Genomic DNA, 15050 nt, shown 5'->3' on the forward strand with positions numbered 1-15050 from the left:
AACGAATTCTACAGCATCGATATATTAATTCAAATATAACGTAGAAAAATAAGATAAAAGGATTCTATAATATTAGGTGTTCTATATTTTCCTATGGTTATTTCGTAGAAAAGGATAATTCAATGAAATTTGAAGTGATTTATAAATTTTTCTTAGTGTGGGGATTAGCCCTAAGTTTGCTTTTTGTTGTTGCAAGTGGCATTTCAATGTGGTTAGGCTTTTCTTTTACTCAAGCCTTAGATATTCATCTTTTCTTTGCTGGATTTACCGTATTTGGTTTGTTACTGCATTTTTATAGCCGTAAGAAGAAATGGGTAAAAATCAACACTCAATTTACCGATCTCATCACGCATAATCGTATGCCTTCTTACTGCAATTTAGATCGTTTAATGATGACTTTCGAACATTTTTCTATTCAACAAATCGCCGAGCAGCTCAATCTTTATCTCCCGATTTTACTAAATGAATTATCACAAGCCCAAATAAATATAACTGATACCCACCGCACTTTACGAGAAAACTTTCCTCTTAACGATGAGAAAATTTTCGCCACTATTACGATTGCCTTGAAAATGCGGTTCAATCCAACGTTACTTTAACGCCAATCAAATATACATTAAAAGTGCGGTAGAAAACCCCGAAGTTTTTCGGGGTTGATTTTTGCCGAAAAAATCTTGCCCCGCTATTAAAACTCCCCTATTATTCACCGCACTTTTTTCTCATTTAGGAACAAAAAATGACAGAACAAACGTTTATCCCTGGCAAAGATGCCGCATTAGAAGATAGCATTGCAAAATTTCAGCAAAAATTGACCGCACTTGGTTTTAATATTGAAGAAGCATCTTGGCTTAATCCGGTACCAAATGTGTGGTCTGTACATATTCGCGATAAAGACTGCCCGCAGTGTTTTTCTAATGGTAAAGGGGCAAGCAAAAAAGCGGCATTAGCCTCTGCCCTTGGCGAATATTTTGAGCGTCTTTCCACTAATTATTTCTTTGCTGATTTCTATTTAGGGCAAGAAATTGCAAACGGCGATTTTGTGCATTATCCCAATGAAAAATGGTTCCCGATTGAAGATGATGCTTTACTGCCTAATGGCATTTTAGATGATTATTTATTGGATTATTTTGATCCTAATGCCGAGCTTACGCCTGAATTATTGGTAGATTTACAATCTGGCAATTACGATCGTGGGATCGTGGCGATGCCTTATGTTCGTCAATCGGACGAACAAACCGTTTACATTCCACAAAGTATTATTGCCAACCTTTATGTCTCAAATGGTATGTCTGCGGGCAATACGAAATTTGAAGCACGTGTGCAAGGCTTGTCAGAAGTATTTGAGCGTTATGTGAAAAATAAAATTATCGCCGAAGCAATCAGTCTGCCAGAAATTCCAAAATCAGTGATGGATCGCTATCCATCTATTCAGGCTTCCATTGCAAAATTAGAGGAAGAAGGTTTCCCAATTTATGCTTTTGATGCTTCACTTGGCGGAAAATACCCTGTTATTTGCGTCGTGTTATTAAATCCAAATAACGGCACGTGCTTTGCGTCTTTTGGTGCACATCCAAATTTCCAAGTGGCATTAGAACGTACGGTGACTGAACTTTTACAAGGTCGTAGCTTGAAAGATTTAGATGTTTTCTCACCGCCATCTTTCAATAACGATGATGTGGCTGAACACGCTAATTTAGAAACCCACTTTATTGATTCGAGCGGTTTAATTTCTTGGGATTTATTTAAACAAACGCCTGATTATGAATTTGCTGATTGGGATTTCAGTGGTACAACGCAGGAAGAATACAATAATTTAATGGCAATTTTCCGTGCGGATGAAAAAGAAGTTTACGTAATGGATTACAACCACTTGGATGTCTATGCGTGCCGTATTATCGTGCCAGGCATGTCTGATATTTATCCTGCAGACGATTTAATTTACGCCAATAACAATATGGGAATGGATTGGCGCGAAATTTTACTCGATTTACCAAACTGGCATCACGATGCGGAAACCTATCAAGAATTATTAGATGAATTAGATGGACAAGATATTGACGATGCGACTCGCGTGCGTGAATTTATCGGTATCGTTGCACCTAAAAATAGCGGCTGGACAACCTTACGCATCGGTGAATTAAAATCAATGCTCCACCTTGCATTAGGCGAATTAGAACAAGCATTAGATTGGGCAAATTGGACGCTGAATATGAACAGCTCCGTATTCACTACAGAACGTGTGAATTATTACCGCGCATTAATTTCCATCATTGAATTACATTTAGATGAAAATCGCGACCCAACGCAATATCGTTCAGTGTTTGAGAAAATGTATGGTAAAGATGCGGTTAAACAAGCTTGGGCTGCGGTGTCTGAAGGGGGTAGTCCGTTCTACAATCTTCCAGCAAGTGATGAAAATTTGGAAAACTTTAAGGAACATCAGGCGTTACTAGGGGCTTATGGGAGGTTGCAGAAAGCAAAGCGAGTACATCAAAAATAAATTAGGCTTATATCGTACTTTCAATACTTGAAAGTACGACCTACTTTTCTTTGCTTCGCCAAAGAAAAGTAGGCAAAAGAAAAGCGCCCCTGCTTTTCCTTATTTACTTTGTTTCATACAATTTGCTTAACGGAAATTTTCTGAACTCGCCGCAAACGGCTCAAACAGACGAAAATTTCCTACAAATTCTATGAAACAAAGGCGGAAAAGAAGGGAACCCATTTAATTCTACCAACAAATAAAACGACCTATAAAAACCTTCCTAAAACCAACCGCACTTTTTAAATGATCCTCCGATAAACTCGGGCCCCATATAAATCGCCTTTGCGACTTTCAATTTTTAGGCAATTTTCGTCTGTTTGAGCAACGAAGTTGCGAGTTCAGAAAATTGCCGTAAAGAAAATTGAAATAAAGCAAAGATCAGCGATTTAACTGGGGGTACTTTTCTTTGCTTACTTTCTTTTGTACAAGCAAAAGAAAGTAAGTCGCCATTAGGCGAAATCCTAATGTAAAAAACATACCTTTATGCTATAATCCGCTACAATTTTTGATCAAAAAAGGAATACCAATGACGGATTCAATCCAATCATCTATCACCCCTGTCAATATCGAAGAAGAACTCAAATCTTCCTACCTTGACTACGCGATGTCGGTTATCGTTGGGCGTGCATTACCTGACGTTCGAGATGGTTTAAAACCTGTTCACCGCCGCGTACTATTCTCAATGGATCGCGAAGGAAATACCGCCAATAAAAAATATGTAAAATCAGCGCGTGTTGTAGGTGATGTAATCGGTAAATATCACCCGCATGGTGACTTAGCCGTTTACGATACCATCGTTCGTATGGCGCAACCATTCTCACTTCGCTATATGTTGGTTGATGGGCAAGGTAACTTTGGTTCAATTGATGGTGATGCGCCAGCTGCAATGCGTTATACCGAAGTACGTATGCAAAAAATTACGCAAGCATTGCTCACTGATTTGGATAAAGAAACCGTCAATTTCTCGCCAAACTATGATGGCGAATTAATGATTCCAGATGTATTGCCAACTCGTATTCCAGCACTTTTAGCAAATGGTTCTTCTGGTATTGCGGTGGGGATGGCAACTAACATTCCTCCTCACAACTTAAATGAAGTATTAAATGGTTGTTTGGCTTATATCGACAACAATGAAATTACCATTGATGAATTAATGCAACATATTCCTGGTCCAGACTTTCCAACGGCTGCGTTAATTAATGGTCGTAAAGGAATTGAAGAAGCCTATCGCACTGGTCGTGGTAAAGTGTATGTTCGTGCTCGTGCAACGGTAGAAACCAACGAAAAAGGACGCGAGCAAATTATCGTGTCTGAATTGCCATACCAAGTAAATAAAGCAAAATTAGTCGAGAAAATCGCTGAATTAATTCGCGAGAAAAAAATCGAAGGCATCAGCAATATTACTGACCTTTCAAACAAAGAAGGGATCCGTATTGAAATTGATATTAAACGTGATGCAGTAGGTGAAGTAGTATTAAACCATCTTTACTCGCTTACTCAAATGCAAGTGACTTTTGGTATCAATATGGTGGCATTGGATCACGGTCAGCCACGTTTATTTAATCTTAAAGAAATTATTGAATCCTTCGTTTTACACCGCCGTGAAGTGGTGACACGTCGTTCTATCTTTGAACTTCGCAAAGCGCGTGAACGCACGCACATTTTGGAAGGTTTAGCGGTTGCTCGTTCTAATATCGATGAAATGATTGCGATCATTCGTAACTCTAAAAACCGTGAAGAGGCTGCAGCAGCAATCAGTTCACGCTCTTGGACGTTACATAGCGATATTATTAATCTTCTTGATGTTTCTGCTCGTCCTGATGATTTAGAAGAAAATCTTGGTATTCAAGGTGAACAATATTACTTATCGCCAGCGCAAGTAAACGCAATTCTAGAACTTCGCTTACACCGTTTAACTGGCATTGCCTTTGAAGAAGTTGTAAAAGAATATGAAGAATTATTAGTTAAAATTGCGGATCTTCTTCATATTTTAAGTAGCGCAGAACGTTTAATGGAAGTGATTCGTGAAGAATTGGAAGAAGTGAAAGCACAATTCGGTGATGATCGTTTAACTGAAATTACCGCAGCTTCTGGCGATATTGATTTAGAAGATTTAATCGCACAAGAAGATGTGGTTGTGACGCTTTCTCATGAAGGTTATGTAAAATACCAACCACTAACGGACTATGAAGCACAACGTCGTGGTGGTAAAGGCAAATCTGCGACGAAGATGAAAGAAGAAGATTTCATCGAAAAATTACTGGTGGCAAATACTCACGATACTATCCTCTGTTTCTCTAGCCGTGGTCGTTTATATTGGTTGAAAGTATATCAACTTCCACAAGCAAGCCGTGGCGCACGTGGTCGTCCAATTGTGAATATTCTTCCGTTACAAGAAAACGAACGTATTACTGCAATCTTGCCAGTTTCTGCTTACGAAGAAGATAAATTCGTGGTCATGGCAACTGCCGGCGGTATTGTGAAGAAAATCGCCTTAACCGAATTTAGCCGCCCACGTTCAAATGGTATCATCGCATTGAATTTACGTGATGAAGATGAATTAATCGGCGTGGATATTACTGATGGCAGCAACGAAATTATGTTGTTCTCATCACAAGGTCGCGTGGTACGTTTTGCGGAAAATGCTGTGCGTACAATGGGGCGTTTAGCAACAGGGGTTCGCGGTATTAAACTCGCTTTAACAAACGATATTTCTGACGATGAAAGTGCGGTAGAAATTGAAGATATTTCTGATGACAACGCTGAAGCATCATTAGACTTAAATATCGATAAAGTGGTTTCTCTTGTTGTGCCAAAAGGTGAAGGTGCAATTTTAACCGCAACGCAAAACGGCTACGGAAAACGCACACAATTAAGTGAATACCCAACTAAATCACGTAATACAAAAGGCGTGATTTCGATTAAAGTGAGTGAACGCAATGGTAAAGTAGTTGCCGCAACTCAAGTAGAAGAAACAGACCAAATTATGTTAATCACTGATGCAGGAACCCTTGTTCGCACACGCGTAAGCGAGGTAAGCATCGTAGGTCGTAACACGCAAGGCGTTCGTTTAATTCGTACTGCAGATGATGAACATGTTGTAAGTTTAGAACGTGTTTGTGATGCAGATGAAGAGGATTCTTTAGAAGAAAGCGGTTCTGAAGAATAATCTATTATAAAAGAACCTATTATAAAAGAAAAAGTGCGGTGAAATTTCACCGCGCTTTTTTTATGACTAACTAATTCCCCGCCAAACCATCTCTAATTCGTTTTTCAAACTGATCATAATCCACTAAAAACGCATCGTGTCCGTAATCTGATGGGAATTCGTAAAAATGTAGATCGACTCCACTTTGTTCTAAAAGCTGTTTACTTTTATAAAGGTCAACTGGCTTAAAAAGTTGATCTGTTGTCACTGAAACCAACGTATAGCGTGCCTTAATGCGTGATAATGCCTCTTTGACATTTTCATACCCAATGCTTGGATCATACATATCCAACGCCCGTAACAAATGCAAATAACTATTAGCATCGAAACGTTCTAAAAATTTTTTGCCTTGATAAGAAAGGTAGGATTCAACTTGAAAGTAGTCGCCCCAAAAGCTGCCATCTGATTTTGTTGCTCGTCCAAAAGCTTTTGCAAGCTGTAAATCAGTGCGGTAAGTCAACATACCTAGCATACGAGCAATAGATAGCCCTTGATCCGGCGGTGTACCATCATAGTAATCGCCACTGTTAAAATTAGGGTCATTAATGATCGCTTGACGCATAACATGGTTAAATCCTATGGCTTCCGCACTAAAATAAATGGATGAGCAAAGATTCACGATATTATCCATAAAATCAGGGTAATCAATCGCCCATTGGTTCGCTTGCATGCCGCCAAAAGATCCACCAATAATAGCTTTTAAATGGCTAATACCAAGATGCTCAAGCAAGGCTTTCTGCACTTTGACAATATCTTGCACGACAATATTAGGAAATTGGCTACCATAAGGTTTACCCGTTTGCGGATTAATCGATGAAGGCCCAGTTGTTCCCTTGCAACCACCTAATACGTTCGAACTAATAAAAAAATAACGATCCGTATCCAATGCTAAACCTGCTCCCATAAAATTCTGCCACCATCCATCTCGACCATCATCGAAATAAGGCTCAGCATCGCCAGTCAAAGCGTGACAAATTAATACCGCATTATCTTTTTCGGCATTGAGCGTACCATAAGTTTGATACGCAACATTGATATGGGAAAGCTTGCCACCAAGCGTCATGGTTAAAGGCTGTGTGTCAAAAAGCACTACATTTTGCACAGACATTGGAAACCTATTGTAATAATCATAATGGCACTTAAACTATCAGTAAGTCGATTAGGTTGTCAAGAAATTTTAGCCGTCTAAACGGCTAAATTATCACACATCAATGCAATTCATAAAATCCATCAAATTCTCCTTGAAGTGCGGAGAATTTTTCATTATGTTTACAGACATGATAATAAAAAAATTACCATCAAAATTAACCGCACTTTTTCGTATATCGCTCTATACAATCTTTGCACTGATTATGCTTTGCTTGCTTGTCGATAAAGGCGTAAGTTTTTACGTGCGTGATAAGGTATTTACGAATATTGATGAACTCCCTCCTCGCGCATATGCTCTTGTGCTAGGCACATCAAAATATATTATTGGTGGAAAACCTAATGCTTATTACGAGTATCGTTTAGCCGCTGCAAAAGAGTTGATCGATCATCAGAAAGTCAATTATCTTTTATTAAGTGGCGATAATCGCACGGTCCAATATAATGAACCAAGAGCAATGTTTCGTGATTTACGAAAAATGGGCGTATCTGAAGCCTCTATGTTCCGTGATTTTGCTGGTTTCCGCACGCTAGATTCCATTATCCGCGCAGATAAAATTTTCCAAGTACAAGCATTTACGATTGTTAGCCAAAAATTTCATTGCGAACGCGCACTTTTAATTGCCAAAGCACATGATATTGACGCGATTTGTTTTGTAGCAAAACAACCTGAATTACATCTATCTACTCTAATAAGAGAAGTTTTTGCGCGTATAAAAGCGGTTTTGGATTTGATATTAGGTGTTGAACCTTATTTTTTGGGAGAGCCAGAACCACTACCCTCCCCTATAAATAAGGTAAATTGATATTTACTCTACAACAGACCAAAATTCGGCTACGGTGTGGAAAGATCCAAAGACTAAAACCACATCATTTTTTACTGCACTTTTGAGGGCTGTACGCACGCCATCCATAACAGAATTATCTGATGTAGCTTGAACATGTGGGAAATAACTTTTCAGTTTATCAGCTAATTCATCGCCTGACTGCCCGCGATAGCCACCTAAGGTTACACAATGCCATTCATCAATAATAGGCGTTAAATGCGCAAATACCCCATTTGCATCTTTGTCTTTGAGCATCCCACATACGGCAATCATTTTGCCCTCTATGCTATGTTTAAGTGCGGTTAATTTTTCAGATAAATATTTTGCAGCGTGAGGATTATGCCCCACGTCAACGATGATTGTTGGCAAGGTTTCAACTGGTACGCCAAGGTAATCCGCTAATTTTTCACGTCTATCTGCTTTTATTACTTGAAAACGACCAACCAACTCCACCTCTTGCAAAGATTTTCGCAAAGTCTGTTCTGAAATATCAAAAGGCAAGTATTGAACAGCAGCAAGAGCCGTTGCAGCATTCGCCAATGGAATCTGACAAATCGGTAAATTTTCTAACCGCACTTTTTTATTTTGCCATTGCCAATTTTTGGCATTTTGCTCAAACGACCAATCCACATCACGTCGAGAAACTTGGCAATGTAATTTTTCAGCTTGATCGAGCATTATTTGCGGCACATTGGGTTCGCCAATCACAACAGGACAATTTTCACGGAAAATTCCTGCTTTTTCAAAAGCAATAGCCTCTCTGGTATCCCCAAGAAAATCAGTGTGATCAATATCGATGCTAGTAATCACCGCAAGATGGCTATCCACAATATTGGTCGCATCTAAACGTCCACCCAACCCCACTTCTAAAATCACCACATCTAATTTTGCTTGCTTAAATAAATGCAAGGCAGAAAGGGTACTAAATTCAAAATAAGTCAGCGATTCTGTTTTGTTTTCATCAATAAAAGCAAAAGAGGCGGTATGTGCTTCATCGGGTAAATCTTGATTTTGAATGCGTACTCGCTCGTTATAACGTAGTAAATGAGGCGAAGAATACACGCCCACACGTAATCCGTGATTAAGCAGAATCGTTTCTAACAAACGGCAAGTCGTGCCTTTACCATTCGTCCCTCCCACCGTTATCACATAAGGGGCAGGATGAAGTAAATCCAGTTTTTCTGCCACGGATTTAATACGATCTAAACCAAGATCAATAGGTTTAAAATGGCTTTTTTCCAAATAAGAAAGCCACTCAGCGAGTGGCGAAGTGGCTTTAAGTTGCATATTATTCATCTTCTGAAATAAGTTCAGGTTCTACAAAAGGAGAAGGTTGATTCGTTAATTTACTCAGTACACTTGCTAAAGTTTTACGCATTTCTGAACGTTTTACGATCATATCAATTGCCCCTTTCTCAAGTAGAAACTCACTACGTTGGAAACCTTCTGGAAGTTTTTCACGTACGGTTTGTTCAATAACGCGCGGCCCCGCAAACCCAATTAAAGCTTTTGGCTCGGCAATATTTAAATCACCTAACATCGCAAAACTTGCTGATACGCCGCCTAAAGTTGGATCTGTTAATACTGAAATAAATGGCACGCCTTTTTCACGCATTTGGGCAAGTACTGCACTGGTTTTTGCCATTTGCATTAAAGAGAATAATGCTTCCTGCATACGTGCACCACCACTTGCAGAGAAACATACAAACGGACAATTCATTTCCATTGCCTTTTCAGCTGCTTTAACAAATTTTGCACCAACCACAGAACCCATTGAACCGCCCATAAAAGCAAAGTTCGATGCAGCCACAACAATTGGCATATTATAAAGTGTACCAGTCATGGTAATTAACGCATCTTTTTCACCCGTTTCTTTTTGCGCCGCACTGATACGATCTTTATATTTCTTTAAGTCTTTAAATTTTAAAATATCTTTTGGTTCTAAATCTGCCGCAATTTCTTGGCTTGAACCTTCGTCCAATAATTTTAATAAACGCTCACGTGCGTCAATACGCATATGATGACCACATTTAGGGCAAACATAAAGATTACGTTTAAGTTCTTCACTATAAAGTACTTGTTCACAAGAAGTACATTTTGTCCACACGCCTTCCGGCACATTTGCTTTTCGACTAGAAGAAGACGGACTTTTACTAAAAATTCGGTTAATCCAGCTCATTTTTCGACCTTTTTATTGACTAGAAAATTCTGCGTATTAGAGCATAAATTTGCAGAATTTGCTACTTGTAAGGCGTTTTTGTACTGCTCCGATTTCCTTTAGAGACTTTCAATAAATATGAGAAATAAATCTATGATTGAACATTTTTTTTATTTCTTTGTCTCATAGACCATGTTATCTGAAATCTATTTTGGAGTATTTTATGAAAAAAACACGTTTTGTATTAAGCAGTATTGCTCTCGGATTAAGTGTCTTGAGTACACCATTTGTGACTCAAGCTGGTTTACCGAGTTTTATTTCAGAGCAAAATAGTTTGGCGCCCATGTTAGAAAAAGTTCAACCTGCAGTAGTGACACTTTCTGTTGAAGGAAAAGCAAAAGTTGACTCACGTTCTCCTTTTCAAGACGATATTCCTGAAGAATTTAAATTCTTCTTCGGCGATCGTTTTGCTGAACAATTTGGTGGACGCGGAGAGTCAAAACGTAACTTCCGTGGTTTAGGTTCTGGTGTCATTATTAATGCAAGCAAAGGCTATGTTTTAACAAATAATCATGTTATTGACGGGGCTGATAAAATCACTGTGCAATTACAAGATGGCCGAGAGTTTAAAGCCAAATTAGTGGGTAAAGATGAGCAATCAGATATTGCGTTAGTACAGCTTGAAAAACCAAGTAATTTAACAGAAATCAAATTTGCTGATTCCGATAAATTACGAGTAGGCGATTTCACTGTTGCAATTGGTAATCCATTTGGTTTAGGCCAAACTGTGACATCAGGTATTGTTTCTGCATTAGGTCGCTCAACTGGCTCTGATAGCGGTGCTTATGAAAACTATATTCAAACTGATGCTGCGGTAAACCGCGGTAATTCAGGTGGTGCATTAGTCAACCTAAATGGTGAACTCATTGGTATCAACACCGCGATTATTTCGCCAAGTGGTGGCAATGCGGGAATTGCCTTTGCGATTCCAAGTAATCAAGCAAATAATTTAGTACAACAAATTCTAGAATTTGGTGAAGTACGCCGAGGGTTGCTTGGTATTAAAGGTGGCGAACTCAATGCTGATTTAGCCAAAGCCTTTAATGTAAGCGCGCAACAAGGTGCATTTGTAAGTGAAGTTTTACCGAAATCTGCAGCTGAAAAAGCTGGCATTAAAGCGGGGGATATTATCACGGCGATGAATGGTCAAAAAATCTCAAGTTTCGCAGAAATGCGTGCAAAAATTGCCACCTCTGGTGCAGGAAAAGAGATCAGTTTAACTTACTTACGCGATGGTAAATCTCACGATGTTAAAGTGAAATTACAAGCGGATGATGGAAATCAACTTTCCTCTAAAACGGAATTGCCTGCATTAGATGGCGCGACATTGAAAAACTATGATGCAAAAGGCATCAAAGGGATTGAAATCACCAAAGTTCAACCGAACTCGCTTGCTGCGCAACGAGGTTTAAAAGCTGGCGATATTATTATTGGTATAAACCGTCAACTGGTTGAAAACACGGCTGAATTAAGTAAAGCGCTTGATGATGAACCATCGGCTGTAGCCTTAAATATTTTACGTGGAGACAACAATTTTTACTTATTAGTACAATAATTCTTCCACCAAAGATATAAACAAAAAGTCCGATCATGATGATCGGACTTCTTTTTTATGAAGCAATTGCTTTCAACAAATCTACCACAAATTCTAACCGCACTTTGTTATCAGATAGGTCTTTCATAAACTTAAATTTCAATGGACCATCAAATCGATACACAATAGGTTCTTTTTGAATTAATTGAATAAATTTATCTGGATTCACTTGTGCTTTTGGTGAAAACTCAATAAAACCGCCTTGCGTTCCTGCATCAATGCGCACAACTTTCAACGGTTCAACCAACAAACGTAACTCTGCAATTTGCAGTAGATTTTTTGTCGCATCTGGCAATAATCCGAATCGGTCTATCAACTCAACTTTTAACTCGTCCAATTCAGCTTTACTCTCTGCTGCGGCAATACGTTTATAAAAGGATAAACGCATATTCACATCACCTAGATAATCATCTGGCAATAAAGCAGGCACGCGTAATTCAATATCCGCTTGTTGTTGAGTCAATTCTTCTAATGATGGTTCACGTCCTTCTTTTAATGCTTTAACCGCTGCATCCAATAATTCCATATAAAGCGAAAAACCAATGCTTTCTATTTGTCCGCTTTGTTCATTTCCAAGTAATTCGCCAGCGCCACGAATCTCTAAATCATGAGTAGCCAAGATAAAACCAGCCCCAAGGTTATCAAGATTTTCTAACGCATCTAGGCGTCGTTCGGCATCTTTTGTCATCATTTTTGGCGGTGGCGTAAGCAAATAAGCATAAGCTTGATGATGTGAACGCCCGACTCGTCCGCGTAATTGATGTAACTGAGCCAAACCAAAATGATCTGCTCGTTCAATAATAATGGTATTTGCTGTTGGTACATCAATACCCGTTTCAATAATGGTTGAACAAACTAAGACGTTATAACGCTGATGATAAAAATCACTCATCACACGTTCTAGTTCACGTTCTCGCATCTGTCCATGCCCCACAATCACTCGCGCTTCAGGCACAAGTGCGGTCAGTTTTTCTGCTGTATTTTCAATACTTGCGACATCATTGTGGAGATAATAAACCTGCCCGCCACGGAGAATTTCACGCAAAATTGCTTCTCGTACAACAAGATCGTCATTCTGGCGGACGAAGGTTTTAATACTTAATCGGCGAGCAGGTGGCGTAGAAATAATGGAAAGATCACGAATACCATTCATCGCCATATTAAGCGTTCTTGGAATTGGCGTTGCCGTTAGTGTAAGAATATCGATATTCGCACGGAGCTGTTTAATTTTCTCTTTTTGGCCCACACCGAAACGATGTTCTTCATCAATAATCAACAAGCCAAGATCGTTAAATTTGACATCTGATTGAATTAATTTATGAGTACCAATTAGAATATCGACTTTACCTTCTGCAAGGTTTTCCAGAATTTGTTTTTGTTCTTTTGCAGTTTTAAAACGCGATAATACTTCTACGTTTACAGGCAAATTCGCAAAACGATCTTTAAAATTCTCATAATGCTGTTGGGCTAAAAGTGTGGTTGGCACTAGCACTGCTACTTGCTTATGATTCATAACAGCCAAAAACGCAGCACGCATTGCCACTTCAGTTTTACCAAAACCTACATCACCGCAAACAAGGCGATCCATTGCTTTTGGCTGACACATATCCGAAATCACTGCATTAATTGCCATTTCCTGATCATAAGTTTCTTCAAAAGGAAAAGTTGCAGCAAATTGTTGAAATTCTTCACGATCATATTTAAAGGCAAAACCTTTCTTCGCTTCACGTTGTGCGTAAACATCTAGTAACTCGGCCGCCACATCACGAATTTTCTCCGCTGCTTTTTGGCGTGATTTCGCCCAAGCCTCGTTACCCAATTTATGTAATGGTGCACTTTCATCAGAACCACCAACATAACGGCTAATCAAATGTAATGAAGTAACAGGCACATAAAGTTTTGATTCATTTGCATAATTTAGCAGCAAATATTCTGCTTTAATGCCACCTGTATCTAAGGTAACCAAACCGCCATAACGCCCCACACCGTGATCAAGATGCACAACTGGCTGCCCTATTTTCAGCTCGGCAAGATTGCGCACAAGCGTATCAGGATTAATCATTTTACGCTTATCTCTAGAACGTTGTTGAACACGTTCGCCAAGTAAATTAGCTTCACCAATAATCGCAACAGGAAGCGATTGTTCAATAATAAAACCTTGTTCAAGAGAACTAACTAACAAGCTAAATTTTTCATTTTCAGCCTGTTCCAAGGATTGAATTTGTTTTGGCTTGAGTTTTAATGCTGAAAGCAAATCAAGCAACGTCTCTCGGCGACCTTCCGTCTCCACCGAAAACAGTACATTTCCTTTAAAATGCTCAATAAATTGGCGTAATTGCTCCAATGGTTCTTTTTGCTGGGATTGGATAGTCACTTCTGGCAAAGCGGCAACAGGTAAATTTTTCTGGCGTACCGATGACCGCACTTTTTCCGCTTTAAATGTAATGCGTGGATAAAATTTCAATCGGCGATTAACTTCATCAACATTAAGCCATAATTTTTCAGGCGATAAAAGCGGACGCATCGGATCCACTTTACGTTGTTCATAACGCTGTTTGGCATCTTGATAAAAACGCTCACCTTGCATTTGGTTGTTTTCCATATCCACAAACAGCGTTTGTTCTGGCAAATAATCAAACAACGTTGCCATTTCAGAAAAGAAAAGTGGCTGCCAATATTCAATGCCAGAAATCAATGTACCTTTACTGATTTGCTGATAAATATGTTCGGGATCTCGACGAATTTCACCAAAGGTTTCACGAAATTGTGCACGGAAAAATTCAATCCCTTTGTCATCTGTTGGAAATTCGTGCGCTGGCAAAAGATTAATTGAGTTAATTTCATCAAGAGTACGTTGCGTATCCACATCAAAAGTGCGAATGGAATCAATTTCATCATCAAAGAAATCAAGACGAAAAGGCACCGCACTTCCCATTGGAAAAAGATCCAACAAGGCTCCACGAACCGCATATTCACCATGTTCTAGTACTTGCTCCACAGCACGATAGCCCGCAGCTTCTAATTGTAAGCGCATTTTATCGATGACCAAACGATCACCTTTTTTAATCAGAAGCACATTGTGTTGTAAATATTGTGGCGGGCAAAGGCGTTGCATTAATGTCGAAATTGGCAATAAGAAAATTCCTTTTTTCGCATTTTGTAAATGGAAAAGCGCACTTAAACGAGAGGAAATAATTTCTTGATGAGGGGAAAAGGTATCGTAAGGTAAGGTTTCCCAATCAGGAAAAAGGCATACATTTTGACTGCTTAATTCCGATAAAACACGTGATAAACGCACCGCACTTCGCGTATCTGGTGTCACCACTACGGTTAAATTTTGATTTTGCTCTGCAATTTCACTAATCGCCAATGCATCAGCGCCTGGTAATACATTGCCTAAAATTTTGTGATCATTGGGTTGGGTAGGAATATCAGGTTGGAAAAAAGCCGTTTTCATAAATATAAATAATGCGCCAATCTTGTATAAAAATTGACGCATAGTGTACTGGAATTTG

The 15050-nt window shown here is 39.0% G+C and carries 9 protein-coding genes; 5 read left to right on the plus strand and 4 right to left on the minus strand.

Features of this window, described 5'->3' with window-relative positions; genetic code table 11:
• Positions 1–122 precede the first annotated feature (122 nt).
• The 3 genes from DV427_RS09245 (at position 123) to gyrA (ending at position 5711) form a co-directional block, all read left to right on the plus strand.
• On the plus strand, positions 123–599 hold the full coding sequence (locus DV427_RS09245) for a hypothetical protein (RefSeq protein ID WP_162790304.1): 477 nt from the start codon (positions 123–125) through the stop codon (positions 597–599).
• A 137-nt stretch (positions 600–736) separates the two neighbouring features.
• Positions 737–2500 carry a 30S ribosomal protein S12 methylthiotransferase accessory factor YcaO gene (gene ycaO / locus DV427_RS09250; protein ID WP_114892132.1) on the plus strand — a complete coding sequence of 588 codons (1764 nt, stop codon included), beginning with the start codon at positions 737–739 and terminating at the stop codon, positions 2498–2500.
• 568 nt (positions 2501–3068) lie between these two features.
• Positions 3069–5711: a DNA topoisomerase (ATP-hydrolyzing) subunit A gene (gyrA, locus tag DV427_RS09255; RefSeq protein ID WP_114892133.1), complete on the plus strand. Its 2643-nt coding sequence runs from the start codon at positions 3069–3071 to the stop codon at positions 5709–5711.
• 70 nt (positions 5712–5781) lie between these two features.
• On the opposite strand, the gene metX is transcribed toward gyrA, so the two are convergent.
• Positions 5782–6858 carry a homoserine O-acetyltransferase MetX gene (metX, locus tag DV427_RS09260; protein ID WP_114892134.1) on the minus strand — a complete coding sequence of 359 codons (1077 nt, stop codon included), beginning with the start codon at positions 6856–6858 and terminating at the stop codon, positions 5782–5784.
• A gap of 157 nt (positions 6859–7015) precedes the next feature.
• Between metX and DV427_RS09265 the strand changes: the two genes are divergently transcribed.
• Positions 7016–7702, plus strand: a complete 687-nt coding sequence (locus DV427_RS09265) for a SanA/YdcF family protein (protein WP_114892135.1) — start codon at positions 7016–7018, stop codon at positions 7700–7702.
• 3 nt (positions 7703–7705) lie between these two features.
• Here DV427_RS09265 and folC read toward each other — a convergent pair whose 3' ends face one another.
• The gene (folC, locus tag DV427_RS09270; RefSeq protein WP_162790305.1) at positions 7706–9010 is read right to left on the minus strand and encodes a bifunctional tetrahydrofolate synthase/dihydrofolate synthase; all 1305 of its coding nucleotides are present in this window, start codon (positions 9008–9010) and stop codon (positions 7706–7708) included.
• Between the two features lies 1 nt (position 9011).
• On the minus strand, positions 9012–9902 hold the full coding sequence (gene accD / locus DV427_RS09275) for an acetyl-CoA carboxylase, carboxyltransferase subunit beta (protein ID WP_114892137.1): 891 nt from the start codon (positions 9900–9902) through the stop codon (positions 9012–9014).
• 202 nt (positions 9903–10104) lie between these two features.
• Here accD and DV427_RS09280 point away from each other — a divergent pair, with 202 nt between their 5' ends.
• On the plus strand, positions 10105–11496 hold the full coding sequence (locus tag DV427_RS09280) for a DegQ family serine endoprotease (RefSeq protein WP_114892138.1): 1392 nt from the start codon (positions 10105–10107) through the stop codon (positions 11494–11496).
• Positions 11497–11551: 55 nt separating this feature from the next.
• Here the strand turns inward: DV427_RS09280 and mfd are convergent, their stop codons facing one another.
• A complete protein-coding gene (gene mfd / locus DV427_RS09285) occupies positions 11552–14992 on the minus strand; it encodes a transcription-repair coupling factor (RefSeq protein WP_114892196.1) in 3441 nt (1146 codons plus the stop codon).
• Between the last annotated feature and the right edge of the window lie 58 nt (positions 14993–15050).

Source organism: Haemophilus haemolyticus, assembly GCF_003351405.1.
Lineage (GTDB): Bacteria > Pseudomonadota > Gammaproteobacteria > Enterobacterales > Pasteurellaceae > Haemophilus > Haemophilus haemolyticus_N.

What these genes read in the sequence shown, in the direction of transcription:
- folC (WP_162790305.1), bottom strand. Translation starts at nt 9,010, where the DNA reads ATGCAACTTAAAGCCACTTCGCCACTCGCTGAGTGGCTTTCTTATTTG.
- mfd (WP_114892196.1), bottom strand. Translation starts at nt 14,992, where the DNA reads ATGAAAACGGCTTTTTTCCAACCTGATATTCCTACCCAACCCAATGAT.
- DV427_RS09280 (WP_114892138.1), top strand. Translation starts at nt 10,105, where the DNA reads ATGAAAAAAACACGTTTTGTATTAAGCAGTATTGCTCTCGGATTAAGT.
- accD (WP_114892137.1), bottom strand. Translation starts at nt 9,902, where the DNA reads ATGAGCTGGATTAACCGAATTTTTAGTAAAAGTCCGTCTTCTTCTAGT.
- metX (WP_114892134.1), bottom strand. Translation starts at nt 6,858, where the DNA reads ATGTCTGTGCAAAATGTAGTGCTTTTTGACACACAGCCTTTAACCATG.
- gyrA (WP_114892133.1), top strand. Translation starts at nt 3,069, where the DNA reads ATGACGGATTCAATCCAATCATCTATCACCCCTGTCAATATCGAAGAA.
- DV427_RS09265 (WP_114892135.1), top strand. Translation starts at nt 7,016, where the DNA reads ATGTTTACAGACATGATAATAAAAAAATTACCATCAAAATTAACCGCA.
- DV427_RS09245 (WP_162790304.1), top strand. Translation starts at nt 123, where the DNA reads ATGAAATTTGAAGTGATTTATAAATTTTTCTTAGTGTGGGGATTAGCC.
- ycaO (WP_114892132.1), top strand. Translation starts at nt 737, where the DNA reads ATGACAGAACAAACGTTTATCCCTGGCAAAGATGCCGCATTAGAAGAT.